Genomic DNA, 22,353 nt, shown 5'->3' with positions numbered 1-22,353 from the left:
GCACCGGCCGACCCCTGGCCGGCCCCCTGTTCACCCGCCGGGCGGAGCTGCCGTCCGGCCTGCCGAGAGGACCGCCATGTCCACCTTCACCCCCGACCGGGCCCGGAGCCCGGAGCCGTCGACCGCCTCCGTGGAGACCTCCGGGCGCTTCACGTACGCCGGTTGGGAGGAACTTGCCGTCGGCTCCCCCGACGGGGCCCCGCGGCTCGCCCGGGCCCTCGTCACCAACACGTTCACCGGCGGGGTGTCGGCGGCCGCCACCAACTGCGCGTACACGATCGCCTACACCGGGGAGAACGTCGGCGCCTACACCGGCATGGAGCTGCTGTCCGGCAGCGTCGACGGCCGCGCGGGGTCGTTCGTGCTGGAGGAGTCCGGCACCTTCGACCCCGGCGGCACCACCTGCCGTTTCACGGTGGTCCCCGGCTCCGGTACCGGGGACCTGGCCGGGCTCAGCGGGTCCGGCGGGTTCACCCACCGCCACGGAGAGGCCTCGGTCGCGTACGCGTTCAGCTACCGGCTGGGCTGAGCGGGCCCCGGTCGTCCGGGGGGCGCGGCAGCCGCAGCGCGTTGGCCACCACCAGGAGGGTGGAGCCCTCGTGGACGAGGACCACGGGGCCGATTCCCGGGCCGAGCGCGGTGGCCGGGGAGAGGACGGCGACGATGCCGAGGCTGAGCCAGAGGTTCTGCCGGGTGATCCGGCTCGCCCGACGGCTCAGGCCGGTGACGAAGGGCAGGCGGTTCGGGTCGTCGGACATGAGCGCGATGTCCGCCGTTTCCTGGGCCACCGCGGAACCGGCCGTGCTCCAGCAGGTGCCGGCCCACGTGCACCACGAGGACCGGGCCCGACCGCCGTCGCGGTGGCGGTGACCTCGGCGGTGGCGGTGACCTCGCCGGTGCCCGTGGACGTCGGCCCGGCGCCGGCGACCGCTCCGGGGAGCCGTCAGCCGCAGGACCGCACTGCGGCTGACGGACGCCCCTCCCGGTCACCGGCGCCGGGCTACGCGGTGCCCGTCATTTGGGCGAACACGACCACGTTGCTGTTGTAGTAGTGCTTCTTCGGGTCGAAGTCGCCGCCGCAGGTGACCAGCCGCAGGCCCGCGTGGTCGAGGTTCTTGTAGACCTCCAGCGTGGGGAACTCGGCCTTCGGGTACTCGGCGACCCGGTTCACCGTGAAGGTGACCGTCTTGTTGTCCCGCCGGGTCACCTTGATCGTGTCGCCGGCCTTCATCGCCTTCAGTTTCTCGAACACGGCCGACGAGCCGTTCCAGGTGACGTGGCCGGCGATCACGGCCGGCCCCTGGGAACCGGGGGTCGGCCCCGGTTCGTACCAGCCCGCGAGATTCGGGTCCTTCGGGGTCTCCATGGTTCCGTCCGCGTTCTGCCGCAGCGTCTCCAGGGAGCTGGAGACGCCGAGCGACGGGATCGAGATCTTCTGCGGCTCCGACCGGGCCAGCGCGGGCTTGGCCTGGGCCCCCGCACCCGCACCGCTGTGCGCCCCCGCTCCGGGCGACGCGCTGTTGCCCGGGGACGCCTCCCCGGCGGGGACGTCTGCCCCGCTGCCGGCGGCCGGCGCCCCGCCCGGTTGGGACTGCCCCTGCGGGGCCTGGCCCTGCGGGGTGGAGGGCGCCGCCGGGTCCTGGCCGGAGCACCCCGCGAGGAGGAGGGTGGCGAGCGCGGCGGCGGCCAGGGGACCCGCAGCCAGGCGGCGGGGCCGCGCGGCGGGCGCGCCGGGCGGGCGGACGCGGGGTGCGGCGGGCTTCACGCGGCGCCGCCCGTGGTGTTCTTGCGTACGGGGACGGCGGTGACCCGCCTGCGTGCGGCGGTCACCGCGCCGAACGCCGCCACGGACAGGGCGATGGCGGCTCCGGCCATCGTCGCCGTCGGCGCCGACGCACCCTGCGGGGCGCTGCCGCCGGTCTCGATGCCGCCGACCGGGATGGAGCCCACGGCCGCCCCCTTGACCTCTCCGCAGTTGGTGGGAGCCGTGGCCTCCTGCGGCAGCTTCGGGTCGAGCTCGCTCTTGCCTGCGCCTTCGAAGTCGTACTTGTCGTTGTTGTTGCGGTCGATCCCGTGCTGCACGACGTGCAGGTCCTTGATGCTGTCGACGACGTCCTGCCCGACGGGGATCGTCCGCTTGTAGGAGATCTTGCCCTGCTTGTCGGCGACGGGCATGCGGTCCACGGCGAGACCGCTGGCCGCCTCGGTGCTCCCGGACGTGGTGAGGGAGATGTTGATGTCGCCGTAGTCGACCGTGGCCTCGGTGTTGTTGAGGATCCCGTCGCCGTCGGTGTCGTCGCTGGCGTCCGGGCAGTGGAAGTCGTGGGCCTTGGTGGAGCCGTGCAGGTGCTGGGCCGACGGCTGTCCGGGCACCATGCCCTCGGACTCGATCTGCACGGTGAGCTGCCGGCCCTTGAGGCTCAGCATGACGGTCCCCTTGGCTCCGGACCCGTTCAGCTGTGCCAGGTCGATCTGGTACGCCTTCCCCGCGTCCGCGAGGGCCGGGCCGGAGAGGCCAACGGTCAGGAACACGGCGGCGGGTACGGCGGCGAGCACCACGAGGCGGCCTGTGCGCTTGACTATCACATTCGCTCCTGTTCCATGGATTCCCCGGTGGGGAATCGCAGATCGTGCGGGGTGGAAATGAGTCCCTGGAGAGGGTCTCGCTACTTCTTCGGGGTGCCAACGCCTTTGGATTGGTGCTTCTTTGAAGATATTTCGCATGTCCGAAAACCTGCGACCGGGCCCGTCGAGACGCTTCACCATTGAGGGTCAGAACCGCGTCGGGCAGGCGCACAGAATCCGCACGGCGGGCGCCGTGCATGTGTTCGCGGGCGCGGCCGGAAAAGAGGCAGGCGAAATACTTCCGCGCGTCCGGGAATTCCGGGGACGACATACGGTGCCACCTGCCGGACGGCCGCCCGTGCGGCCGCCGCGGGGAATGGGGTGGGCCTGTCGGACGAGCCCTGTCAGGCGGCCGCCCGCATCGCGGCCGGCAGGGGTCCGCCGGTCATCCAGACGCGTGACATCTCGTCCGCCAGGACGGGCGAGCGCGCTGCCTCGCAGAGCATTTCCGAGAGCACGAGGATCGCCCGTGCGGTGCACTTCGGGTCGGTGTTGCGGTGCAGCCAGATGACCGCGTTGACCATGGAACGGCGCCCCAGGGGAAGGCTCGTCCGCACCGCGCCGGCCGCTGCCTCCAGGGAGCGGCCCCCGCCGAACGGGAGGGCCTCGGCCCGTCGGACGCCCGGTGGGGCGACCGAGTCCCGCACGTGGCGGAAATGGGCTTCCGGCGGAGCCTGCCCGTCTTCGAAGGTGTTGCGGAACCCCACGATGCGAATCCCGGGATTGTGTACCCGGAGTTCGATGTAGAGCTCGACGAAAAGGCCCCTCTGCTGCATGCGCACGGGGAGGTATCGAACCCTTGCCTCCCCGCCCCCCGCATTGCTCGAAAAGGCCCGCACCTCCGTCGCTCTGGATCGGATGGCCGATGCGAGAAGTCGGTACTCCGCCACGGAGGCGCACTCCACGGAAAACGAGACGGGGTTCAGTGTGACGGCGCGCATCAGGTGGCGGCTCCGGAACTCGGACTCCCCGGAGGGAAATCGATCGCAATCGGTTCGGTCCTGCCGCACTCACGCACGGAACATCCACCGCCTTCCGCAGGGACCCGGTCGTCGACGGCTGGCACCGTCCGCATCGCCGGGATTGGCTTCGCTGCGGTCCTTTGTAGTCGTCGACGCGGCGCCGGAACGAATACTTGGCCTCTGATGCTAAGAACTCATCACGGTTCGGCAACGACGGGGGCCCGGCACAGCACGAGGGGGCGCGAGCCGTTCCCCGGCTCGCGCCCCCTCGCCCGTTCGTCCCTCGGCTACGGCGCCCCGAAGGTCAGCGTCAGCCGCGGGGTTCCCTCGTTGGCCTGGGCCTCCGAGGACCACAGCCACAGCGCGTCCGTACCGGTGCTGGTCAGCGCCAGCCCGTAGCCGGTGCCGAGCGCGGCCGCCACGGTCGCGGTGTTCAGCCCGGTGGAGTGCACCGCCGAGCCGTCCGGGACGCCGGCGAAGATGCCGAGCGCCGTACCGCCCAGGGCCGGGCGGTTGGTGTACGTGGTCCCCGCCTCGGTCCACGCCCCGGTGACCGGGACCACCGACACGGTGTCCGTGGTGCCGGCGCCGCTCATCGTGCTCGTCTTCACGCCGAGGACGGCCGACTTGAGCACCGTGCCCGCGGGCGCCGCGGGCAGGTCGAAGCGCAGGTAGCTCGCGTAGAACGAGCTGCCGCGCACCGCGAGCGAGCCGGAGGTCCCGTAGTTGGTGCCGGGCGCGCCGGCGTTGGCGTAGGTGTCCTCGGAGGCGGTCACCTCCACGACCGAGTCGGCCGGGGCGGAGGCGAGGGCGAAGTGGTTCTGCACCTGCGCCGCGCTCAGGACGGTCGGGTAGACGGCGGTCTCGTCGAGCCGGCCCGCCCAGAAGTCGCTGGTCGGCCGGTCCGGCCAGCCGCCCAGGTTGTCACCGCCGGAGTGCCAGTAGCCCGAGAAGTTCTCGTGCGTGGTGACGTTGAGGGTGCCCCTCTGGACGCCGTCCACGTGCAGCGTCATCCCGCCCGGTCCCTGGGTCGCGACGACGTGGTGCCAGGCGTTGTCGTTGTAGGCGGCGCCGGTGGTGACGGTGCGGGTGGCCCCGGTGTAGACGCCGAAGACCAGCCGGCCGTCATTGGTCATGTAGACGTGCTTGTCGTACTGGCTGCTCGTCCGGTCCTGGTTGTTCCCGAAGCCGACGAGCTTGCCGCCGCGGGTGGTGTTCGTACGGAACCAGGTCTCGACGGAGTACGTGCTGCCCACCGTCTGGCGCTTGTCCCCGTACACCTGGGTGTCCGTGCCGTCGAAGCCGATCGCCGTACTGGCGCCGGTGACGGCCCCGGGCGTCTGGCGCAGGGCCGGGCCGCCGAGGTGCACGCCCGCCTGGTTGCCGCTCACCGAGGAATCCGCGGCGAAGGGCAGAGCGGACTCGTCGTAGCGCCAGAACTGCTGCGCCCCGTCGGCCCGGACCTGGTTCGGGTAGCCGTCCACCGAGGTGGGCACCGTGACGCTCGCCGTCCCCGACAGGGCGCTGGCGTTGCCGGCCGCGTCGGTGGCCGTGACGCGGTACGTGTACGACTGGCCCGGCGAGACGGTGGTGTCGGTCCACGAGGCCTGCGGGCGCCGGAAGAACAGCGAGTCGGCGTTGACCGTGGCGACCGGGGTGGCCGCGCCGTTGCGGTAGATCTTGTACGTCAGGGTGCTGTCGTCCAGGTCGAGGCTGGTCCGCCAGCGGACCTGGGCCTCGCCGGGAGCGAAGCTGACCGCGCCGGCCACCGGAACGGTGGGGGCGCCGGTGTCCCCGGTGGAGGCGAACCGGGTCAGGCTCTGCTGCGCGGCCCCGTTGACGGTGGTGAACTCGCCGCCGACCCAGAGGTACTGGACGCCGCTCTTGGAACCGACCGTCATGACGCGCGGGCCGATGCCCTCGCCGATGCCGTCGTTGGTGTCCGGCGCCCAGCCCAGCTTGCCGGTGCCGGTGGTCGGCTGCGCGAGGAGGTGGTGGCGCTGGCCGTCGGGGAACTCTCCGACGCTGGAGCAGTCGTGGGCGTGGGAGGCGCTGTAGAGCACGTCCTGGTAGGGGAGCACCGCCTGGGTCGCGCCGAGGCAGGTGTCGCGCCAGCGCTGGCCCAGGTCGCCGAGGTCGAGGGCGATGCGGCCGTCGAAGACGCCGCCTCCGGTGCCCTCGTTGGCGGTGTAGAAGCCGGTCGCGTCGGTGGCGACGTCCTTGACCACCGAGTTGTTCTCGATGAAGCCGGGGTAGGACGTGGCGAGCGCACCGGTGGCGGCGTCGACGACGGCCAGCGCGTGCGTGTTCACGCCGTTGACGGTGAAGAAGTCCCCGCCGAGGATGACCTTGCTTCCGTCGGGGGTGACCTCGACGGCCCGGCCGGGCTCGTCGGCGTGGGCGGTGAAGGGGCGCAGCGCCCCGTCGTCCGCGTCGACCGCGGCGAAGCGCTCGCGCTGCTGGCCGGCGACGGTGAGGAAGTCGCCGCCCGCGTAGACGGTGTCGCCGTCGACGGCCAGGGCGCGGACGGTGGCGGCGAACGCCGGGCGGAAGCCGGTCTTGACGGTGCAGGTCGCCACGTCGATCGCGGCGAGGCTGGAGACGGGGGTGCCGTTCACGGCCCCGAAGTAGCCGCCCGCGTACAGGGTCTGCTGGTCGGGCGAGAGGGTGAGCGCGCGGACGGTGGCCGTTCCGCCGCCGACGGTGAAGGACAGGGTGCAGGCGGCGGGAGCGCCGGTCGCCGCGTCGAGCGCGACGAAGTTCACGGCGGACTGCTCGCTGCCGGCGCCGCCCGCGGGCGGTCGTACGACGGAGAAGGTGCCGCCGACGAAGACCTTGCCGCCCGCTTCGGCGAGGGCCCAGACGACTCCGTTGGGCTGCCAGGTCGGCAGTGCGTCGGCGGTGAAGGCGACGGGCGGGGTGACCGCCGCCGCCTGCGGCACGAGGCCGAGGCCTATGCTCGCGCCGGTGGCGGCAAGGGACAGGGCGAGGGCGGCCGCGAGGCCTCTGGATCTACGCATGAACCCCCCAGTTCGGTGATGCGGTACGGCCGTGTCGCGCGCGGCCGGGTGTCATGGCCGAAAACAGCCGTCAGCTGTCCACAACCATGCGTACGGCCGCACCCTAGGGCGGATCGCCTCCCGGTTCACCCCACTTGGCACATCGGATGCCGAATCGCTCCGGGGAACGCCCGCGACACCGGCCACACCCCGGCTCGGCAGCGAACACACGTACGGGAAGAGTCGCCTGGGGCGGGGTTCAGGCCGGGGGCAGGGGGCGGCAGAGCAGGGCTGCCGGGGAGGGGCGGGCAGCCGCACGGGTGGTGAAGGCGATGCCCGCCGCGTACTCGGTCGGCAGGCACTGCCCCTTGTAGTGCCCGGCGGCGAAGTCGGCTCCGGGGCCGCCCGGCGGGCGGTTGTCGCCGCGGTCGAACCAGAGCGTGCGCCCGCCCGCGGGAAGAGCCGTACGGGCCGGGGCGCACAGGGCCGCCGAGACCCGTTCGCCCCGGCGGCTGTAGCCCGTCGGCCCCGATGCTGAACTCGCTGATCCAGACGGGCGCGGTGAAGTGCGCGCCGGTCTCGGCGGAGATGAAGAAGGCCTGCTCGGTGAGGGTCTGTTGGAGCTGCGCGGCGGTCAGGTCCTGGTAGCGGGGGTCGCTGGTCTCACCGAGCCCGGTGACGCCGCTGTGCCGCGGGCCGGTGTAACCGTAGAAGTGGGCCGAGTAGACCAGCTTGCCGGAGACGGCCAGGGTGTGGGAGAGGGTGCGGACGGGCGTGAGGGTGGGGCGGCCGTGCGGGAAACCGTCCACGGGCAGGCCGGTCCAGTTGATGCCCTCGACCACGATGAGCAGGTCCGGATTGGCCTCGGTGAGGATGCGGTCGGCGGCTTCCTGGGCGGCCGCGTGCCAGTCGTGGTGGTCGCCGAGGCCCCAGTTCGGGTCGTCGAGGAGGTCGCGACGGACCTGCGGTCGCCGGAACCGTTCCAGGAGCCGTGGGCGCCGTCGCAGTTCCCGGAGCGCAGGCGCAGCCGCTCGCCCCGGGCGTCGACGATGTAACGGCCGCGGGTGGACAGCGGCGGGGTCCAGGCCTCCGCGGCGGCGCCGGATACCGGCTCCGGTGGCGTGGCGGCCCGGGCGGGCGGCCCGCCGGCCACCAGCAGCAGGGCGCAGAGGACGGCGCGCACGAGGCTCTTCATCTCGCTCCAGCCGTGGTCGGCCGCGCGGGGCGGGCTGCGCCGCGGTCAAGTTATCGGCCGGTCGTCGAGCTGGGAAGCCAACGGCCGCGCGGGCGGGGGGAATCGGCGAACGGGGCGCGGCATCGCGGCATCGCGCGGCAAGGAGACGACGGCGGGAACGGAAGGGGGAGAACGGAAAGGTGTGATTCGTCGCGGCATGATCCGGATCGCGTCAACCGGAACCCACCGGCGCCACCCGTTTACCCCCCGTCACCCTGGCGAAAGCGCCACGCACCGGGCCCGGGCCCCTCTACCGTGCCCCTGGGGGGACGGGCACGGCACCGGAGGTGGGGCTCATGGACGACGAAGAAGACATGCGGCTGGCGAGGATGACGCCGGAGATCTCCCGCCGCACCCTCACGATGCTGCGCGGCCTCGCGGGCCTGGAGCCGCCGGAGCAGGTGCCCGAGGACGCCATGATCGTCGCTGATGCGATCCTGGCGGAGCACGGCACGGACGGCCTGCGCGTGCTGGTGATGACGCTCGCGGCCTGGGCGACGGCGCAGATCGAGAACGTCGCGGAGCTGAGCGGGCGCAGCCACGAGGCCGTGCTGGACGCGGTCGAGCTGGCCTGCCTGGAGGCGAGCGCCGAGGACTAGAACGCCGAGGACCGGGGCCGAGGACTTGGGGACCGGGGACTGGGGCGCCGAGGACCGGGGCGGGCCCGTACGACGCTCCGCGCAGCGGCCGCACCGACCCGCGCGGGGGCGCCGGGAGAGTACCCCGGGAAGAAGCGGTGCGCGACCGCTCACGATCCGGCGGGTGTCGGCGACACTGGGATGAGCAGGAGCCACCGGGGGGTCGTGATCGGAGGCCGTCGTGAGCACACCTTCTCCCATCCGGATCGCCGCCGTCCTGTCCACCGAGCACCGCGGACGGCTGATGTCGCAGGCCCGGGAGGTCCACTTCCGGGAGGGCGCGCGGATCTTCGACGAGGGCTCCCGGGCGGAGTCCTTCTGGATCGTGCGCTCCGGAACCGTGACCCTGGAGATCCCGGTGCCCGGCCGCCGGCCCGCGTCCGTGGAGAACCTCGGCCCCGGTGAGCTGGTGGGCTGGTCGTGGCTGTTCCCGCCGTACGTGTGGCAGCTGGGCGCCGAGGCGATGACGCCGGTGCGCGCGTACGAGTTCGACGGCCCCCGCGTGCGGATGCTGATGGACGCCGATCCCGCGTTCGGGTCGGCGGTGGGGCACTGGGTCGGGCGCGTGCTCGCCCTCCGGCTGCACCAGACCCGCACCCGCCTCCTCGACCTGTACGCACCCCGCACCGCGGCCCGCTGACCGCCCGGGGCCCGCACCACCGCGGCGGACCCGGCTTGGAAGCCGCAGGCGGCCCCGGGCCCCGCACCCCGGCGGGTCCCGGCATGTTCCGGGAGGGTTTCGGGAGCGTATCCGAGTCGGTGTTCGGCCGATTCGCAGACGTGCTCCCGTACTGGTCAGTCGACTCGCACCGCTGCGGTCTGCGGTCATCCGTACACGATCGGTGACGAGAAATGGGGGTGCGAACGGGCGTTCGCGAGCAGCGTGGGCAAGACTCTGTCCGCTATCCGAAACACCAACCCAAGGGAGTGTTCGAAATGCGGTCCATCGCAAGGGGTCTCGGGCTCGGTTCCGCCGCCATGGCGCTCACCGCGCTCACCGCGCTGGCCTGGCCGGGAGCGGCCGACGCCGCCCCGGCCGGCACGGCGAGCCTGTACGCCCCGTCCGCGCTCGTGCTCAGCGTGACGGCCGGGGAGGACGCCGACGCCGGTACGGTACTGCGGGCGGTGACCCTCGTCTGCGCGCCGACGCCCGGCGGGACGCACCCGGACCCGGTCGCCGCGTGTGCCGAATTACGCGCCAACAGCCCGGAGTTGGACGTGCTCGCCGCGCCCGCCCCGGACACCGCGTGTACCAGGGAGTGGAATCCGATGACGGTCAGGGCCGACGGGGTGTGGGAGGGCCGCCGGATGAGCTACGCGTACACCTTCGGCAACCCCTGCGGCCTCGGGAGCGCGAACGGCGCGCTGTTCGGCTTCTGAGCCCGCGCGTCCCGGAGTTCTGATCCCGCGGCACCCCGGAGTGCCGACCCGTGTCACCCCGGTCTGCCGGGCGGCGCCGTGCGACCGCCGTCCGGCAGACCGGGCACACAGGGACGAGCAGACCGGGGACACAGGGACGGGGGACACGACGGACGGCAGGTCGGGGTCACAGGGCTCACAGTGGCGTTCCGCCGTCCATGGTGAAGGCGTGGCAGGGTCGCAACAGCCGCTCCGCCTCCTCGACGGTGGCGAACGTGTTCCGGTTGCGCCGCCGGCCCAGCGGCAGCAGGGCGATGCCCACGGCCCACACCGCCCAGCTGGTCAGCCCAGTTCGAGACTCGTGACGCCGTAGATCCCGGCGAGGGCGGCTTCGGGGGCGGGGCCCGTGTACATCCGCGCCGTCTCGAAGGTCGGTACGAGGCCGAGGCCGGCCAGGAGTCCGGCGGCGCCCGCGTTCGCGTCCGGGACGTCCACGGAGATCCGCCCGTCGAATGCGTGCCGCGCGAGCCCGCGCAGCAGCGCGGCCGCCACCTCGGGGTCGTCGGCGTACAGGGGGCCGACCCGGGCGGGTCCGGCGGACGGGCGGACCACGCCGAGGCCCGCGATCCGGCCGTCGCGGACGGCGACCAGCGCCGTCCTGCCGGGGAGTGCGGTCCAGAGGGAGAGGAAGGCGTCGCGGGACGCGGGAAAGAAGCGGCGGTCGTAGGCGGCGAGCTGCGCGAAGGGGAGCGACCCGGCGTCGACCAGCTCGACACCGGCGGCCCCGCCGGCCGCTCCGGCCCCGCCGGACACCCTGGCCCCGCCGGGCAGCACCGCTCCCCCGGCCCCCAGTGCTCCCCCGGGCACCCCTTCCAGGCGGGTGTTGTTCCACGCCGGACGGAACCCGGACCTGCGGTAGTTGTCCTGCTGGGCGACGACCCCGTCGAGGCCGACGAGCCGCCCGCGGAGCCGTTCCATGCCGGCGCGCCACAACCGGATCCCGTACCCCTGTCCGCGGAAGGCGGGGCGGGCGATGTAGAAGCCGATGAAGCCGAAGTCCGATCCGTAGCGCACCGCGGAGATGCAGGCCACCGGTTCGCCGTCGACGCGGCCGATGAGGAAGCCCTCCGGATCGGCGGCCGCGAACGCGAACCGGTCCGAGTCCCCCGGGTTCCAGCCCTCCTCCTCGGCCCAGACCCGCATCCGTTCCATGTCGGCGGCGCCGGCGCCGGCGATCTCGCATCCCGTTCCCGTCATGTCCGGTGTTGTACCAGATGCCGGAAGGGCGCGCAGCGGGGCCTAACCGGCCGTCAGCAGGCTGGCGAAGGCCGACCGGTCGGCGTCCCGGTGCAGGTCGCTTACCTGGCCGTCGCCCACTTCGACGACCCGCCAGACGCCGTCGGTCCGCACGGCCAGGTCGGTGGTCACGAACCGGCAGCCCAGCTGCGCGACAGCCTCGCCGACCGCGCCGAGCTCCGGCCGGGGGGCCTCGGCGAACGGGCTGTCGGGGTGCGCCGTGACCAGCCCCGGTGCCCGTGGGAAGCCAGGCGCTGGCCGGGGTGAGCCCGGTGAACGCCGCGTACCAGCCGGGCAGTTCGTGGGCCCGCCGGTACGCCCCGGGGGTGACGGCGAGCTCGCCGCCGCGGCCGCGCAGGGCCGCGTCCAGCTCGGCGTACCGCCCGGAGGGGATCATCCAGCCCCGGTACCACACGGGTCCGCTCCCGGCGGGCACCCGCGCCACCGCCCGCTCGGCGTCCCCCGCGAGCAGCGCGTCGTGGTCGACGAGCAGCACCGGTGCGCCCGCCGCCCGCACCTGCCGGGCCTCTGCCTCGAAGTGGGCGTCGGCCCGGCGGCCGTTCAGCGGATCGGCGCAGTACAGGACGGGGGCGGGGAGGGTCGCGGCCATGGCGACACCCTACGCACGGCCCCCCGGGGCCGCGGCACGGAGGTCAGCCCGCGCAGATCACGTCGTCGAGCCGGATGGGGAGGGAGTCCAGGCGCACGTACGCGGTGAAGGTGTCGGTGGCGCCGGCCGACCAGTGGGTCGTGACGGTGGCCCAGCCGACCCCCGCCGACTGGGCCACGGTGACGGGGCCGATGGCGACGTCCAGCGGCCGGTTCTGGGAGCAGAGCAGGACGTCCGCATCCGGGATCGCCGCCTGCTTGTCCTTCAGCACCTGCGAGACCCGGTACTCGCGGTCGTACGCGGTGGGGCCGTGGTCGCCGTAGAAGGAGGTCAGGAACCGGCTGATCTGGGTGGCGGTGTGGTGCCGGGCGGCCGCCCGGTCCGGCGGGGCGGCGAGGGCGGGTCCGCAGGACAGGGCCGCCGGCAGCGCGAGCAGGACGAGGAGCAGGGCGGAGCGGGGGCCGTACGGCATGAGTCTCATGTCCGGTTTGTAGCCGCCGGGGCGGGTCCGCCGGGAGGGGCGCGGCCCGGACTCACTCCTGTGGGGGGCGGGATTCACCGGAGCGCCCGGAACCCGGCCCCCGGCCCGGTAATGCGGTCGCGGGCGGCCGGGCCCCGTACGTAGGGTCGGCCCATGGGAAAGCCGCTCGTCGCCGTGTTCAGTGGGGCAGGGATGTCCACCGATTCCGGGATTCCGGACTACCGGGGCCCGCAGGGCCTGTGGCGGCGGGACCCCGGGGCCGAAAAGCTCGTGACCTACGCCTACTACATGGCCGATCCGGAGGTCCGGCGCCGGTCCTGGCTGATGCGGGCCGAGATCGGGGCGCTCGGGCCGCGGCCCAACGCCGCGCACCTGGCGGTGGCGGAGCTGGAGCGCGGCGGGACCCCGGTGCGGGTCATCACCCAGAACGTGGACGGGCTGCACCAGCTCGCCGGGATTCCGGACCGCAAGGTGTTCGAGCTGCACGGGACCGCCCGGTCGGTCGTGTGCACGGGCTGCGCCGCCCGGTCGGGCATGGACGAGGCGCTGGCCCGGGTCGCGGCGGGGGAACCGGATCCCGACTGCCCGGCCTGCGGCGGGATCCTGAAGGCGGCGACGGTGATGTTCGGCCAGCGGCTCGACCCGGAGGTGCTGGGGCGGGCGATGGCGGTGGCCAAGGGGTGCCAGGTGTTCATCGCCGTCGGATCGACCCTCCAGGTCCAGCCCGCCGCCTCGCTGGCCGGCATGGCCGCCGGGGCAGGCGCCCGGCTGATCATCGTGAACGCCGAGGAGACCCCGTACGACTCCCTCGCCGACGAGGTGATCCGCGACCCCATCGGCACGGCCCTCCCGGCCCTGCTCGCCCGCATCGCCTGACACCCGGCCGCCGCACCCACGCCCCGCGCCCCCGCGGACCGTGCGTCCGCGGGCGGCGGAGCGGGGGCGCGGGGCGTCGGGGCGGGGGTCAGGTGGCGTCGGCGGCTTGGCGCATCTGCACCACGTCGAGCTTCTTCATCTGCATCATGGCGGCAGTCGCGCGGGCGGCCCGCTGCGGGTCCGGGTCGGCGATCAGCTCGATGGCCTCGACCGGGGTGACCTGCCACGAGAGCCCGAACCTGTCCTTGACCCAGCCGCAGGGCCCCTCCTGTCCGCCGTCCCGCGTGAGCACCTCCCAGTAGTGGTCGGCCTCGGCCTGGTCGGCGCAGCGGATCTGGAAGGAGACGGCCTCCGTGAAGGGGAACTGCGGGCCGCCGTTGAGGCCGATGAACTGCTGCCCGTTGATCTCGAACTCGACGACCATCACCGTGCCCGCCGGCCCGGGGCCCGCCTCTGTGTAGCGGCCGATCCGCCCGAGCTTCCCGTCCTTGAAGACGGAGAGGTAGAAGTCGGCCGCCTGTTCCGCGTTGCCGTCGAACCACAGGCACGTGGTGAAACCCTTGCTGGTCATGACTGCCTCCAGGCCGTTGTGCGGGCGGTGCGTACCCGTCCTCACATAGAGACCGGCCCCGGGCCCGCATCTCATCGGTGGGCCCGGGGCCGGTCTGTGTCCAGCCTGGAATTCGCTCGTACGGGTTACTTCCCGGGCGTCCCGGTGACGCCGAGCATGCGGTCGACGACCCGCTTCGCGGCGGCGCCGTCGTCGAGGTCGCAGAACTCGGCGCGGAACGCCGCCCGCGCCCCGGCGTACTCGGCCGCGACGGACTCCGCGTTGCGGACGGCCGCGATCAGGCTCGCCGAGTCCGCGAGCAGCGGGCCGGGCGCCTTCTCCTCCAAGTCGAAGTTGAAGCCGCGCAGCGTGCCCCGGTAGTGCTCCAGGTCGTACGTGAAGAGCAGGATCGGCCGGTCGGTCACCGCGAAGTCGAAGATCGCGGAGGAGTAGTCAGAGATCAGCACGTCGGCGACCAGCAGCAGGTCGGTGGCGTCGGGCCAGCGCGACACGTCGATGACGAATCCGTCACGGACGCCCTCGCGGACCTGCTCGCCCACGTTGTGGTGGCCGCGGACCAGCAGGACGTGGTCCTCGCCGAGCTCGCGACGGGCCTCGTCGAGGTCGATGTTCAGGTCCAGCTTGTAGCCGCCGGAGAAGCCCTCGCGGTTCTCCCGCCAGGTCGGCATGTACAGGACGACCTTCTTGCCCTCGGGCAGGCCGAGCCGGCGGCGCACCTCGGCGACCCGCTCCGGGTCGGGCTTGACCAGCGCGTCCGTGCGCGGGCTGCCGGACTCGACGACCTCGCCGGTGTAGCCGAGGGCGCGCTTGAGGAGCGGAGTGGCGTACGAGCTCGGAGAGGCGAGCAGCGTCCACTGGGCGCTGTCGTGCTCCAGGCCCTCCAGCACCTCGGGGCTCGTGTAGTAGTCGTGGACGTAGTCGTGGCCGATCTGCTTGATCGGGGTACCGTGCCACGTCTGGACCACGGTCTGGCCGGAGCGGCGCAGGAAGTTCCGCGGCACGTTCGAGTTCACCACGTAGTAGCGGGCCCGGGCCAGCACGTCCCAGGACTCGACGCTGTCGTACTGGACGGCGCGGGCCGTCTCGGGGACCTCGGCGCGGCCGTCGCGGACGAGCCAGATGTGCTCCAGCTTCTCGCCGCGGCGCAGGAGTTCCTCGTGGATGGCGCGCGGCGAGTCGCCGGCCCCGTTCCCCTGGAACGTGTCGTAGACGACCATGTCCTTGAGCGGGAGGGCGCGCTGAGCCGGGTAGGTCTCGTAACGGGCCACACGCTGGGCGAAGTTGGAGCGGTCGTGCGGGCTGAGCAGCGGGTCCGAGACGAGCACCATGCGGTCGTGGAAACGGGTCTCGACGCGCATCCGCCGGCCCTGCACGGTGAGCGGGTGGGGACCGGCGAAGAGCAGGCCGGGGCCCATCTGCACCGGGGCGCCGCGGTCGACGCCGAGCAGGCCGGCGGTGGTTCCGCCCTGCGCGACCGGGCGCAGCGTGGGCCACCAGCGGCCCTCGGGCAGCGTGGTGCGGCCCGCGTACGCCTCGGGGAGGGCGGGGACGAAGGTGGTCTCGAAGGCGTCCCCGTCGCGGGTGACCGGGTAGCTGAACTCGACGCCGTGCACGTTGTGCAGGACCAGCTCGTACGGCTCGTCGGTCGGTGCGAGGAAGCGGCCGCGCAGGGTGATGGCGCCGTCCTTCGCGGTGACCCCGTCGACCAGCGGCGGCGAGGGCTGCGCGGAGAGGATCAGGTGGCCGGTGTTGCCGCGCTTGGCGAACAGGGAGCGTCCGGAGCCGCCGCCGGGCAGCGGAACAACGAGGCCGGAAAAGTCGCCGCGCTCGTCGTGGGCCAGCGGGTGCTCGGTGCCGTCGGCGCCGACCACCGTCAGGGTCCAGGGCTGCGGGGTCCACTCGCCGGGCAGGCACTCGGCGTCCGGGACGGCGGCGAGCCCGGCCAGCGGGACGCGCGCGGTGAAGGGGACCCGGCCGCCCGCGGCGGCGGAGGTCTCCAGCGGGAAGGACAGGGTGGTCGCGGTGGTGGTGTGGACGGCCCGCAGGGTGGCGTCGGCGCCCACTTCGGCGGCGAGTTCGCCGACGATCTCCAGGGCGTCCTCACCGGCCGGGCGGACGTCCAGCGCGCGGGCGCGCACGGTCTCGACCTGGATGGTGAGGGAACCGGAGACGACCGGCAGGATGCGCACGTCGGGGGCGACCCAGTGCGCGGGCGGGTTCTGGCCGGTGTCGTGCTCGCCGCCCCGCAGCCGGGCGCGGTGCAGGCCGCCGGCGCCGGTCACTGCGACGGAGGTGGTCCAGACGCCGTCGCGCCAGGTGCCGCCCGACTGGAAGATCGAGGGGTCGACGACGGCGGTGAAGCCGGCCCAGTCCGCGTGGCGCAGGGCCAGGTGCGGGGAGTTGACGGAGGCCATCGGGGAGGCGACCGTACGGGCGCTGACGACGGAGCGGCGGCGCTTGCCGCCCTCGCGGAACACCAGCATCTTGCGGGAGCCCAGGCGGCTTTCGGCGCCGAGGTGGCCGGGCAGGGCGTAGCCGCGCAGGAGCAGCTTGCCGTCGGCCCAGACGGCCTGCTCGAGGCGGCTGACGACGCGGCGCTCGCGCGGGCCGAGCGTGAGGATCCTGGGGGGCACGGGCGGGCGGCCCTGGAGGAAGGGGTAGTCCGCCTGCGGACGGGCGAGGCCCTTGACCGGGACGCTGTAGTGGTAGTCCCGCTGGTGGTCCTGGAGGGCGATGAAGTCCTCGACGCGGCCTTCGCGGGCCAGGAACGCCTTCAGGCGGTCGGCCACGGTCAGGTCGGACCAGGGGCCGGTGCCGATCTCGCGGACGAGACCGCCGACCTCCTTGACGAACGCGTCACGGAAGTCCTGCCCGCCCTCGCCGACGTACTTGTAGATGAGCGGCAGTTCCTCGCTCAGCACGTTGTAGTCGTAGTCGCGCAGGTAGCGGGCGTACTTGGCGCCCTCCTTGCCCTTGAGGGCCTCGCGGACCAGGCGTACGGAGGTCACGCGGTCGATCAGGGAGACCGGGTCGGTGGAGCGCTGGGTGATGGAGCGCTCGCCGGTCTCGCGGACGCGCCAGTGGTAGACGCAGTCGCTGATGATGTCGACGCTGGACGCGAAGTAGTGCGCGGGGATGCTGACCGGGGCGTCCTCGTAGAGGATGCCCTCCGGGTACTGGAAGCCGTGCTCGTTCCAGAAGCTGCGCCGGTAGACCTTGTTCCACGCGGTGCGGTCGGTGACCAGCGCCGGGAACTTGGAGATGTGGGTCTTCAGCTGGGTCTTGGCGAACGCCGCCCGGTGGCCCCAGGACTGCTGCATGCCGACGGAGCGGAAGCGCTTGACGTTGCCGCCCGCGAAGTCCGAACCCGTCTCGTCGAGGGCCGCGATGAGCCGCTCGTACGCGTACGTGGGCATGGTGTCGTCACTGTCGACGAAGGCCAGGTACTCGCTGTCCTCGTCGGCGTGCCGGGCGCCCACGTTGCGGGCGGCACCGAGGCCGGCGTTCTCCTGCATGACGACCCGGAAGCGCTTGTCCCGCGCGGCGAACGCCTTCGCTATGACAGCACTGGTGTCCGTGGATCCATCGTCGACGAGGATGGCCTCGAAGTCGGTGAAGGTCTGAGCGGCAAGGGACTCCAGGCACTCGTCGAGGTAGAGCTCGACGTTGTAGACGGGGACGACGATGCTCAAGCGCGGGGGCATGGGTGGCGAATTCTCCAGCGTTTTATGCTTTATCGATGATCGGCTGATTACAGCATCCTACTCTGTAACAGATTCATAAAATCCCACCATCTTGGACATATCCTGGCTGATCGTCGGGGCGGACGGCAAAGAATTAAGCCGCCCGCCACCTTGACGAAGGCCACCGGAGCAGGTCCGGGACGGGCTCGCGGGTCAGACCTCCAGCTCGTTCTCGATCTTCTTCAGCTGGTGGCGGGCCATCGCGAGGTTCGCCCGGCCCCGGTCGAGGGCCAGGTACAGGAAGAAACCCGTGGTGCCCCGACCCTTCAGCAGCCGGATGAGGTGGTACTGCCCTCCGAGGGTGATCAGGATGTCCTCGATGTCGTCGTTCAGTCCGAGCATCTCCATCGTGCGGACCTTGGCGCGCACGACGTCGGTGTTGCCCGCGGCGGCGACGGCAAGGTCCAGGTCCTTGCCGCCGCCGACGGTGCCGAGGGCCATGCCGCTGCCGTAGTCGACGAGGGCGGCGCCGATCGCGCCCTCGATCGTAGTGGTCGCTTCCTTGAGTGCGGTCTCCACGTTGGCCATGTGGGGTTCCTCTTTCTGGTTCGCTGGTGAGCTGTTTCGAGGTGTACGGCTGTCGCGGTGCGGGTGCAGGGGTGTGCGCAGGTGCGGGTTCGGGGCCGGACGGGCGCGGCGCCGCCGGCGTCGGGGCTACGCCGGCGGGCTGCCGGGGCCCCGCCGTCCGAGGCTGTGGGCTATGAGGTCGGCTATGCGCAGGCTGGAGCGCCGGGCCTCCAGGTGGAGGCGCCCGACGTTGACGCGCGGCTCCGCGAGCAGGGTCAGCACGGCGGCCTCTCCCGCCGCGTACGTCGCCACGTATCCGTGTTCCCCGCGCACGAGCAGCTCGCGGAACACGCCCTGGCCGGTGCTGTCGCTGAGCCGCTGGGCCACCCCGAGGGCGGCCGCGGTCAGGGCGGCCACCGTCTCGGCCTCGGTGGCGGCGCTGTCGTGCGCCAGCACGAGGCCGTCGGCGCTCGCGGCGAGGGCCCCGGTGAGCTGGGGAACGCGGGCCCGGAGCCTGCGGAGCTCTGCGAGTATCTCGGCCTCCGCCTCGGCGGGCACCGTGCTCATGTCGGCCTTTCTCCTTTCGGACGGCCCCTCGGGCTGCCTCTCGGGCAGCCTGCGCTCGGAGCGGTCGGCGCGAAGGGCCGGTCGCAGCGGGAGCCTCACAGGCTTGCCTCCAGTGCGTCGCGTAACCGGCGGAGCAGTGCCACGTCCGGGGATTGGGCCTGGGTCATCCAGTCGGGCAGTGGTTCCGCGACCGGGGCGGGGGCCGCGGCGCGCGGGGTGTCGACGAGGCCGGCCGCCGCGAGGCGCCGTACGTCGAGGAGCGTGTGGAAGGCGGGCCGCCCCAGCACCCACGCGAGGTCGGCGGGGGTGCGGACGCCGTCGGCCTGGTGCAGCAGGAGGCGCTGGCGGGGGGTGACCGTCTGGCCGGGCGCGGCGGCCCGGGGTACCACCGGGGCGGTGTCCAGCAGCGGGTAGGGCCAGACCGCGTCGAGCAGTTCCCGGCGGCGGCGGGTCTCGCGCTCGACGGCTGCGGCCGGGACGGAGCGCACGGAGCCGATCCAGTGGGTGGCCCCGCGGCGGAACCGGGAGGGGCCGCTGCCGGGGGACAGTGCGAAGAAGGCGGCGTCGAAGATCGCGGCGAGGTGGCAGATCTCCAGTTCGCCCCCCGCGAGCCCGCCGCTGTCGACGAGGAAGCGGGCGACCTGGCGGCGGGCGCCGGCCCGGTCCAGGGCCTCGCGCCAGCGCTCGGGGGCGAGGCCGCCGCCGGTGGTGAGCAGGACGTCGAGGCCGGGTGTGGCAGGGCTCTCCGCGTGGACTATCCGGCCGTCCTCCAGGAAGAGGGTGCCGCGGTCGCGGAGCAGGGCGCCGGTGGCGCGCTCGGCGGCGAGGCGGGTGAGGAGCGGGGAGACGGCGGTCATCGGGGCCGGCAGCGGCACCGGCGCGGGGGCGGTCATCTGAGCACCAGCTCCTCGGCCAGGCTGCGGAGTCTGTGCCGGGCGAGGGCGAGATTGCCCTCGGCGCGGTCCAGCCAGAGGTGGAGGAATACGCTGCTGTCGAAGCTGGTCTCGACGAAGCGGAGCACGTGGTAGCCGGTGCGGGTGGTGACGATCAGGTCTTCCACGGGCGGGCCGCAAGGTGCTCCGCCGCCGGATATCTGCTCGGACTCGGACGGGGCGAACGACTCGTACTCGGCGGCGGCCCGGGCCAGCTCGGCGGTCTCGGCGGCGGTGGTCTCGTGGTCGCCCACGGGCGAGTCCCCGGCGGTGCCGAGGGCCAGTCCGCTGCTCCAGTCGACCAGCGCGGCCCCCCGCGCACCAGGCAGGGCCATGGCTTCGAGCAGGCATTCGTCGATCCCGGGCACGCGGGCTCCCCTCCCGGCCGGACGTGCGGGGTGCACGGTCGTACGGCGCGACAGGAGGGAACCTACTCAACTTCCGCAGGGCGAAAAGGCGTTCTGGCATTTTCCGCTGGAACATGCGCCGAAGCGTGTAGCTGCTTGGCCGGAACCCGTCGCCTTCTGATCAGGAAGCGAGCGGAAGATCGTCGGCGAGCCGGAACGACCCTCCCTCGTGCCGCACGTAGCCCTCGTGGCTGAGGGTGCGCAGCAGGTGGTAGACGGTGGGCAGCGGGATGCCGGTGACCCGCGCGAGGCGCTTGGCCGTCGCCCCGTTCTCCGCGTGCATCGCTTCCACGAGGCGCAGCGCGCGCTGCACGGAACCGATCAGAGTGGGCGTGGTGTCCTTCTGGCTGTGTTCGGTGCGCATGAGTGATCCCCCTGCTCCGGTACGAGGCCTGGCCGCCCCATCAAAGTCCTTCACCGGCTCCAACACCAGCTGACTCGCGTAAACCTGAGCATAAGATCACCGCCCGTCCGGCCGGTGCGTGCCGCTCCGGGGCCCTCGAGGTGCCCCTCCGGCCCCTCCCTCCCCATCGAACTCCCAGATCCCACGCGTCACTTACGCACCACCCTCCGGGAGGAGCCGCTCGGCCATCGCCCGGATGAGCGCCTCCACCGGATAGGGCTCCAGCAGGGCGGGCACGGTCAGGTCGTCCACGATCAGCCCCAGCATCGCGAGGTACAGCAGGACCACGCCCTGCCGGTCCCCCGGCAGGCCCGACTCCAGGTGCCAGGCGACGTTGGCCTCCAGCTCGGCCCCCTGGAACCTGGCCAGTTCGGCCTGGAGTTCGGGCCGCCGCGTGGCCTCCAGCCGCAGTTCCAGGGACGCGACGTGCACGCTCCGCTCGCGGCGCATCCGGTCCAGGAGCTGCCCGAGCAGCACCGTCGTGTCCAGCGGGCCGCCGAGGTCGACGGGGTCGGGGACCAGTCGCTCGCGCGTGCGGTGCAGGATCTGTACGAGGAGCTGCGCCCGGTTGGCGAAGTAGTTCGACGCGGTGCCCGTCGGTACGCCCGCCTCCGCGTCCACCGCGCGCAGCGTCAGTCCGCGCGAGCCCTCGCGCGCCAGGACTTCGATCGCGGCGTCGAGCAGTGCGGCGCGGCGCTCCGGATTCTGGCGCATGGGTCGTCCTCGGGATCGGTGCCGCTGCGGGGCCCGACGCGGGAAACGCCGGGCGGGCGGCGGCGCGCAGCGCGGTGAGCACTGCATGTGCAGTGCTTCGGTCACGGTAGCGGATGCACCGCGTCCCGGCCCTCCCCACCGCCCCCTCCCCCGTGTCAGGCTGCCCGTCATGGAGCGGATCATCGAGGAGATACGCGAGGACCTGTCCCGCCGGCTCGCCGCGGCCGCGGACCGGCTCGCCGAGCGGACGCTGGCCGAGGACCCCGCCTACGCCGCCCTGCTCGGCCGGGCCGAACTGCGCGAGCGCATCCACCGCAACCTCCGCCAGGCCGTCGACGGCCTGGTCCGCAGCTCCCGAGGGTTACCGGTCGAGCTGACCGACGCGCGGGCCACCGGGACGCTCCGGGCCGAGCAGGGGCTGCCGCTCGCCTCCCTGCTGCGCACCTACCGCCGGGGCGGGCGGCTGCTCTGGCTGACCCTCACCGAGGCGGTCACCGCGCACGACCGGGCCGCGCTCCCCCGGCTGCTGCCGGGCGCGACGGCGCTGTGGGACGTACTGGACCAGATGACGGACGCCGTCGCCGAGTCGTACCGGACCACGGAGGCCGCCCGCACCGACCGCGACCGGGAGCGCCGTGCGGCCCTGCTCGACGCACTGCTGGACGGCGCGGCCGCCGTGGACGGGCCCGCCGCCTCCGAGGCCGCGGCCCAGTTGGGGCTACCGGAGCGCGGCCGCTTCGCCGTGGTCGTACTGGCCGCCGGGAGCGCCGACGCCGCGGGCCCGAGACCCGGGGCCGCCGGTGCGCCGCGCGTGCTGTGGCGGGTCCGCGCGGACGGGGAGAGCGGCCTGGTGCAGCTGGGCCACCACCCGCTGGAATCCGTACGGGACCTGCTGGCGCCCCTCGGGGTGCGGGCGGGGGTCAGCCCGGTCGTGGAGGCTCCGGCCGAGGTGGCCCGGGCGCACCGGCTGGCGGCCCTGGCCCTGCGCACCGCCCCGGCGTCGGGCGGCCCGCGCACCGCCCTGCTCGACGAGCGGCTGCCGGCGGCGCTGGTCGCCTCCCAGGGCGAACTCGCGGGCCGGCTCCGCCAGGTGGTGCTGGGTCCGGTACTGGCGCTGCCCGCCGAGGACCGCCGGGTGCTGTTGACCACCCTCGGCACCTGGCTGGCCTGCCGGGGCTCGACGACGCACGCCGCCCAGCGGCTGTACTGCCACCGCAACACGGTCTCGAACCGGCTGCGCCGCCTGGAGCAGCTCACCGGCCGCGCCCTCTCCGACCCGGCGCACGTGGTGGAACTGGCCCTGGCCCACGCGGCGGTCGTCCAGCGGGGCGGCGCGGAGGGCGCCGCGTCCCGGCCGAATCCGCCGGGCCACGGGCGGCGCGGGGGCGGCGGCCCGGCCTCCTGACACCGGCGGGCCCGGGCCGCGTCC

At 73.3% G+C, this 22,353-nt stretch carries 22 protein-coding genes and 2 pseudogenes; 6 read left to right on the top strand and 18 right to left on the bottom strand.

Going from position 1 to position 22,353, the window contains the following annotated elements:
- Positions 1 to 76 precede the first annotated feature (76 nt).
- Positions 77 to 529 (top strand): DUF3224 domain-containing protein, encoded by a 453-nt coding sequence (locus ACFWTC_RS04645; protein ID WP_383925267.1) that lies wholly within the window; start codon positions 77 to 79, stop codon positions 527 to 529.
- On the opposite strand, the gene ACFWTC_RS04640 is transcribed toward ACFWTC_RS04645, so the two are convergent.
- From ACFWTC_RS04640 to ACFWTC_RS04615, 6 genes and pseudogenes are all read right to left on the bottom strand, one after another.
- Positions 510 to 788 (bottom strand): hypothetical protein, encoded by a 279-nt coding sequence (locus ACFWTC_RS04640; protein ID WP_384026315.1) that lies wholly within the window; start codon positions 786 to 788, stop codon positions 510 to 512. The genes ACFWTC_RS04645 and ACFWTC_RS04640 overlap by 20 nt on opposite strands.
- A gap of 212 nt (positions 789 to 1,000) precedes the next feature.
- Positions 1,001 to 1,765: a class F sortase gene (locus ACFWTC_RS04635; protein ID WP_384026318.1), complete on the bottom strand. Its 765-nt coding sequence runs from the start codon at positions 1,763 to 1,765 to the stop codon at positions 1,001 to 1,003.
- Positions 1,762 to 2,586 (bottom strand): hypothetical protein, encoded by an 825-nt coding sequence (locus ACFWTC_RS04630; protein WP_383925259.1) that lies wholly within the window; start codon positions 2,584 to 2,586, stop codon positions 1,762 to 1,764. Before ACFWTC_RS04630 ends, ACFWTC_RS04635 begins: the two co-directional genes overlap by 4 nt.
- Positions 2,587 to 2,969: 383 nt before the next feature.
- Positions 2,970 to 3,566: a ribosome-inactivating family protein gene (locus ACFWTC_RS04625; RefSeq protein ID WP_383925283.1), complete on the bottom strand. Its 597-nt coding sequence runs from the start codon at positions 3,564 to 3,566 to the stop codon at positions 2,970 to 2,972.
- A gap of 308 nt (positions 3,567 to 3,874) precedes the next feature.
- Positions 3,875 to 6,607: a DNRLRE domain-containing protein gene (locus ACFWTC_RS04620; RefSeq protein WP_384026321.1), complete on the bottom strand. Its 2,733-nt coding sequence runs from the start codon at positions 6,605 to 6,607 to the stop codon at positions 3,875 to 3,877.
- A gap of 238 nt (positions 6,608 to 6,845) precedes the next feature.
- Positions 6,846 to 7,781 (bottom strand): annotated as a pseudogene (locus ACFWTC_RS04615) (cellulase family glycosylhydrolase).
- 335 nt (positions 7,782 to 8,116) lie between these two features.
- On the opposite strand from ACFWTC_RS04615, the gene ACFWTC_RS04610 reads away from it, so the two are divergent.
- From ACFWTC_RS04610 to ACFWTC_RS04600, 3 genes are all read left to right on the top strand, one after another.
- Positions 8,117 to 8,419, top strand: a complete 303-nt coding sequence (locus tag ACFWTC_RS04610; protein WP_383925254.1) for a hypothetical protein — start codon at positions 8,117 to 8,119, stop codon at positions 8,417 to 8,419.
- A gap of 220 nt (positions 8,420 to 8,639) precedes the next feature.
- Positions 8,640 to 9,098, top strand: a complete 459-nt coding sequence (locus tag ACFWTC_RS04605) for a Crp/Fnr family transcriptional regulator (RefSeq protein WP_383925250.1) — start codon at positions 8,640 to 8,642, stop codon at positions 9,096 to 9,098.
- Between the two features lie 296 nt (positions 9,099 to 9,394).
- The gene (locus ACFWTC_RS04600) at positions 9,395 to 9,838 is read left to right on the top strand and encodes a subtilase-type protease inhibitor (protein ID WP_383925247.1); all 444 of its coding nucleotides are present in this window, start codon (positions 9,395 to 9,397) and stop codon (positions 9,836 to 9,838) included.
- 175 nt (positions 9,839 to 10,013) lie between these two features.
- Here ACFWTC_RS04600 and ACFWTC_RS04595 read toward each other — a convergent pair whose 3' ends face one another.
- The 4 genes and pseudogenes from ACFWTC_RS04595 to ACFWTC_RS04580 all read right to left on the bottom strand — a co-directional run bounded on the left by ACFWTC_RS04595 (position 10,014) and on the right by ACFWTC_RS04580 (position 12,204).
- Complete coding sequence (locus ACFWTC_RS04595; RefSeq protein WP_383925244.1) at positions 10,014 to 10,139, bottom strand: hypothetical protein; 126 nt, start codon at positions 10,137 to 10,139, stop codon at positions 10,014 to 10,016.
- A 20-nt stretch (positions 10,140 to 10,159) separates the two neighbouring features.
- Positions 10,160 to 11,074, bottom strand: coding sequence for a GNAT family N-acetyltransferase (locus ACFWTC_RS04590; RefSeq protein WP_383925241.1), 915 nt, complete (start codon positions 11,072 to 11,074; stop codon positions 10,160 to 10,162).
- A gap of 42 nt (positions 11,075 to 11,116) precedes the next feature.
- Positions 11,117 to 11,723, bottom strand: a pseudogene (locus ACFWTC_RS04585) (ATP-grasp domain-containing protein).
- A gap of 43 nt (positions 11,724 to 11,766) precedes the next feature.
- Positions 11,767 to 12,204: a hypothetical protein gene (locus tag ACFWTC_RS04580; protein WP_383925238.1), complete on the bottom strand. Its 438-nt coding sequence runs from the start codon at positions 12,202 to 12,204 to the stop codon at positions 11,767 to 11,769.
- 153 nt (positions 12,205 to 12,357) lie between these two features.
- On the opposite strand from ACFWTC_RS04580, the gene ACFWTC_RS04575 reads away from it, so the two are divergent.
- Positions 12,358 to 13,080 (top strand): NAD-dependent deacetylase, encoded by a 723-nt coding sequence (locus ACFWTC_RS04575; RefSeq protein ID WP_383925235.1) that lies wholly within the window; start codon positions 12,358 to 12,360, stop codon positions 13,078 to 13,080.
- Positions 13,081 to 13,168: 88 nt separating this feature from the next.
- Here ACFWTC_RS04575 and ACFWTC_RS04570 read toward each other — a convergent pair whose 3' ends face one another.
- The 8 genes from ACFWTC_RS04570 to ACFWTC_RS04535 form a co-directional block, all read right to left on the bottom strand.
- Complete coding sequence (locus ACFWTC_RS04570) at positions 13,169 to 13,651, bottom strand: VOC family protein (RefSeq protein ID WP_383925232.1); 483 nt, start codon at positions 13,649 to 13,651, stop codon at positions 13,169 to 13,171.
- A 125-nt stretch (positions 13,652 to 13,776) separates the two neighbouring features.
- Positions 13,777 to 17,343, bottom strand: a complete 3,567-nt coding sequence (locus tag ACFWTC_RS04565) for a CDP-glycerol glycerophosphotransferase family protein (RefSeq protein WP_384026324.1) — start codon at positions 17,341 to 17,343, stop codon at positions 13,777 to 13,779.
- Positions 17,344 to 17,547: 204 nt separating this feature from the next.
- Positions 17,548 to 17,922, bottom strand: a complete 375-nt coding sequence (locus ACFWTC_RS04560) for a hypothetical protein (protein ID WP_383925226.1) — start codon at positions 17,920 to 17,922, stop codon at positions 17,548 to 17,550.
- A 126-nt stretch (positions 17,923 to 18,048) separates the two neighbouring features.
- Positions 18,049 to 18,468, bottom strand: a complete 420-nt coding sequence (locus ACFWTC_RS04555; protein ID WP_383925223.1) for a roadblock/LC7 domain-containing protein — start codon at positions 18,466 to 18,468, stop codon at positions 18,049 to 18,051.
- 95 nt (positions 18,469 to 18,563) lie between these two features.
- Positions 18,564 to 19,361 (bottom strand): transcriptional regulator, encoded by a 798-nt coding sequence (locus tag ACFWTC_RS04550; protein ID WP_383925220.1) that lies wholly within the window; start codon positions 19,359 to 19,361, stop codon positions 18,564 to 18,566.
- Positions 19,358 to 19,768 (bottom strand): hypothetical protein, encoded by a 411-nt coding sequence (locus ACFWTC_RS04545; RefSeq protein ID WP_383925218.1) that lies wholly within the window; start codon positions 19,766 to 19,768, stop codon positions 19,358 to 19,360. The genes ACFWTC_RS04550 and ACFWTC_RS04545 overlap by 4 nt, the downstream gene beginning before the upstream one ends.
- Positions 19,769 to 19,928: 160 nt before the next feature.
- The gene (locus tag ACFWTC_RS04540; RefSeq protein WP_383925215.1) at positions 19,929 to 20,171 is read right to left on the bottom strand and encodes a helix-turn-helix domain-containing protein; all 243 of its coding nucleotides are present in this window, start codon (positions 20,169 to 20,171) and stop codon (positions 19,929 to 19,931) included.
- Positions 20,172 to 20,363: 192 nt separating this feature from the next.
- A complete protein-coding gene (locus ACFWTC_RS04535; protein ID WP_384026327.1) occupies positions 20,364 to 20,924 on the bottom strand; it encodes a TetR/AcrR family transcriptional regulator in 561 nt (186 codons plus the stop codon).
- A gap of 169 nt (positions 20,925 to 21,093) precedes the next feature.
- Between ACFWTC_RS04535 and ACFWTC_RS04530 the strand changes: the two genes are divergently transcribed.
- The gene (locus ACFWTC_RS04530; protein WP_383925209.1) at positions 21,094 to 22,329 is read left to right on the top strand and encodes a PucR family transcriptional regulator; all 1,236 of its coding nucleotides are present in this window, start codon (positions 21,094 to 21,096) and stop codon (positions 22,327 to 22,329) included.
- The last annotated feature ends 24 nt before the right edge of the window (positions 22,330 to 22,353 follow it).

The sequence above is a fragment of the Streptomyces sp. NPDC058619 genome, from assembly GCF_042717785.1.
In the GTDB taxonomy this organism is placed as follows: domain Bacteria; phylum Actinomycetota; class Actinomycetes; order Streptomycetales; family Streptomycetaceae; genus Streptomyces.
This window is presented reverse-complemented; position numbering and strand designations above follow the sequence as displayed.

Excerpts from the sequence above, each read along its gene's own strand:
- ACFWTC_RS04555 (WP_383925223.1), bottom strand. The coding sequence starts at position 18,468 with ATGAGCACGGTGCCCGCCGAGGCGGAGGCCGAGATACTCGCAGAGCTC.
- ACFWTC_RS04590 (WP_383925241.1), bottom strand. The coding sequence starts at position 11,074 with ATGACGGGAACGGGATGCGAGATCGCCGGCGCCGGCGCCGCCGACATG.
- ACFWTC_RS04625 (WP_383925283.1), bottom strand. The coding sequence starts at position 3,566 with ATGCGCGCCGTCACACTGAACCCCGTCTCGTTTTCCGTGGAGTGCGCC.
- ACFWTC_RS04560 (WP_383925226.1), bottom strand. The coding sequence starts at position 17,922 with ATGGCCAACGTGGAGACCGCACTCAAGGAAGCGACCACTACGATCGAG.
- ACFWTC_RS04535 (WP_384026327.1), bottom strand. The coding sequence starts at position 20,924 with ATGCGCCAGAATCCGGAGCGCCGCGCCGCACTGCTCGACGCCGCGATC.
- ACFWTC_RS04530 (WP_383925209.1), top strand. The coding sequence starts at position 21,094 with ATGGAGCGGATCATCGAGGAGATACGCGAGGACCTGTCCCGCCGGCTC.
- ACFWTC_RS04610 (WP_383925254.1), top strand. The coding sequence starts at position 8,117 with ATGGACGACGAAGAAGACATGCGGCTGGCGAGGATGACGCCGGAGATC.
- ACFWTC_RS04580 (WP_383925238.1), bottom strand. The coding sequence starts at position 12,204 with ATGAGACTCATGCCGTACGGCCCCCGCTCCGCCCTGCTCCTCGTCCTG.
- ACFWTC_RS04540 (WP_383925215.1), bottom strand. The coding sequence starts at position 20,171 with ATGCGCACCGAACACAGCCAGAAGGACACCACGCCCACTCTGATCGGT.
- ACFWTC_RS04600 (WP_383925247.1), top strand. The coding sequence starts at position 9,395 with ATGCGGTCCATCGCAAGGGGTCTCGGGCTCGGTTCCGCCGCCATGGCG.
- ACFWTC_RS04620 (WP_384026321.1), bottom strand. The coding sequence starts at position 6,607 with ATGCGTAGATCCAGAGGCCTCGCGGCCGCCCTCGCCCTGTCCCTTGCC.
- ACFWTC_RS04570 (WP_383925232.1), bottom strand. The coding sequence starts at position 13,651 with ATGACCAGCAAGGGTTTCACCACGTGCCTGTGGTTCGACGGCAACGCG.
- ACFWTC_RS04645 (WP_383925267.1), top strand. The coding sequence starts at position 77 with ATGTCCACCTTCACCCCCGACCGGGCCCGGAGCCCGGAGCCGTCGACC.
- ACFWTC_RS04550 (WP_383925220.1), bottom strand. The coding sequence starts at position 19,361 with ATGACCGCCCCCGCGCCGGTGCCGCTGCCGGCCCCGATGACCGCCGTC.
- ACFWTC_RS04575 (WP_383925235.1), top strand. The coding sequence starts at position 12,358 with ATGGGAAAGCCGCTCGTCGCCGTGTTCAGTGGGGCAGGGATGTCCACC.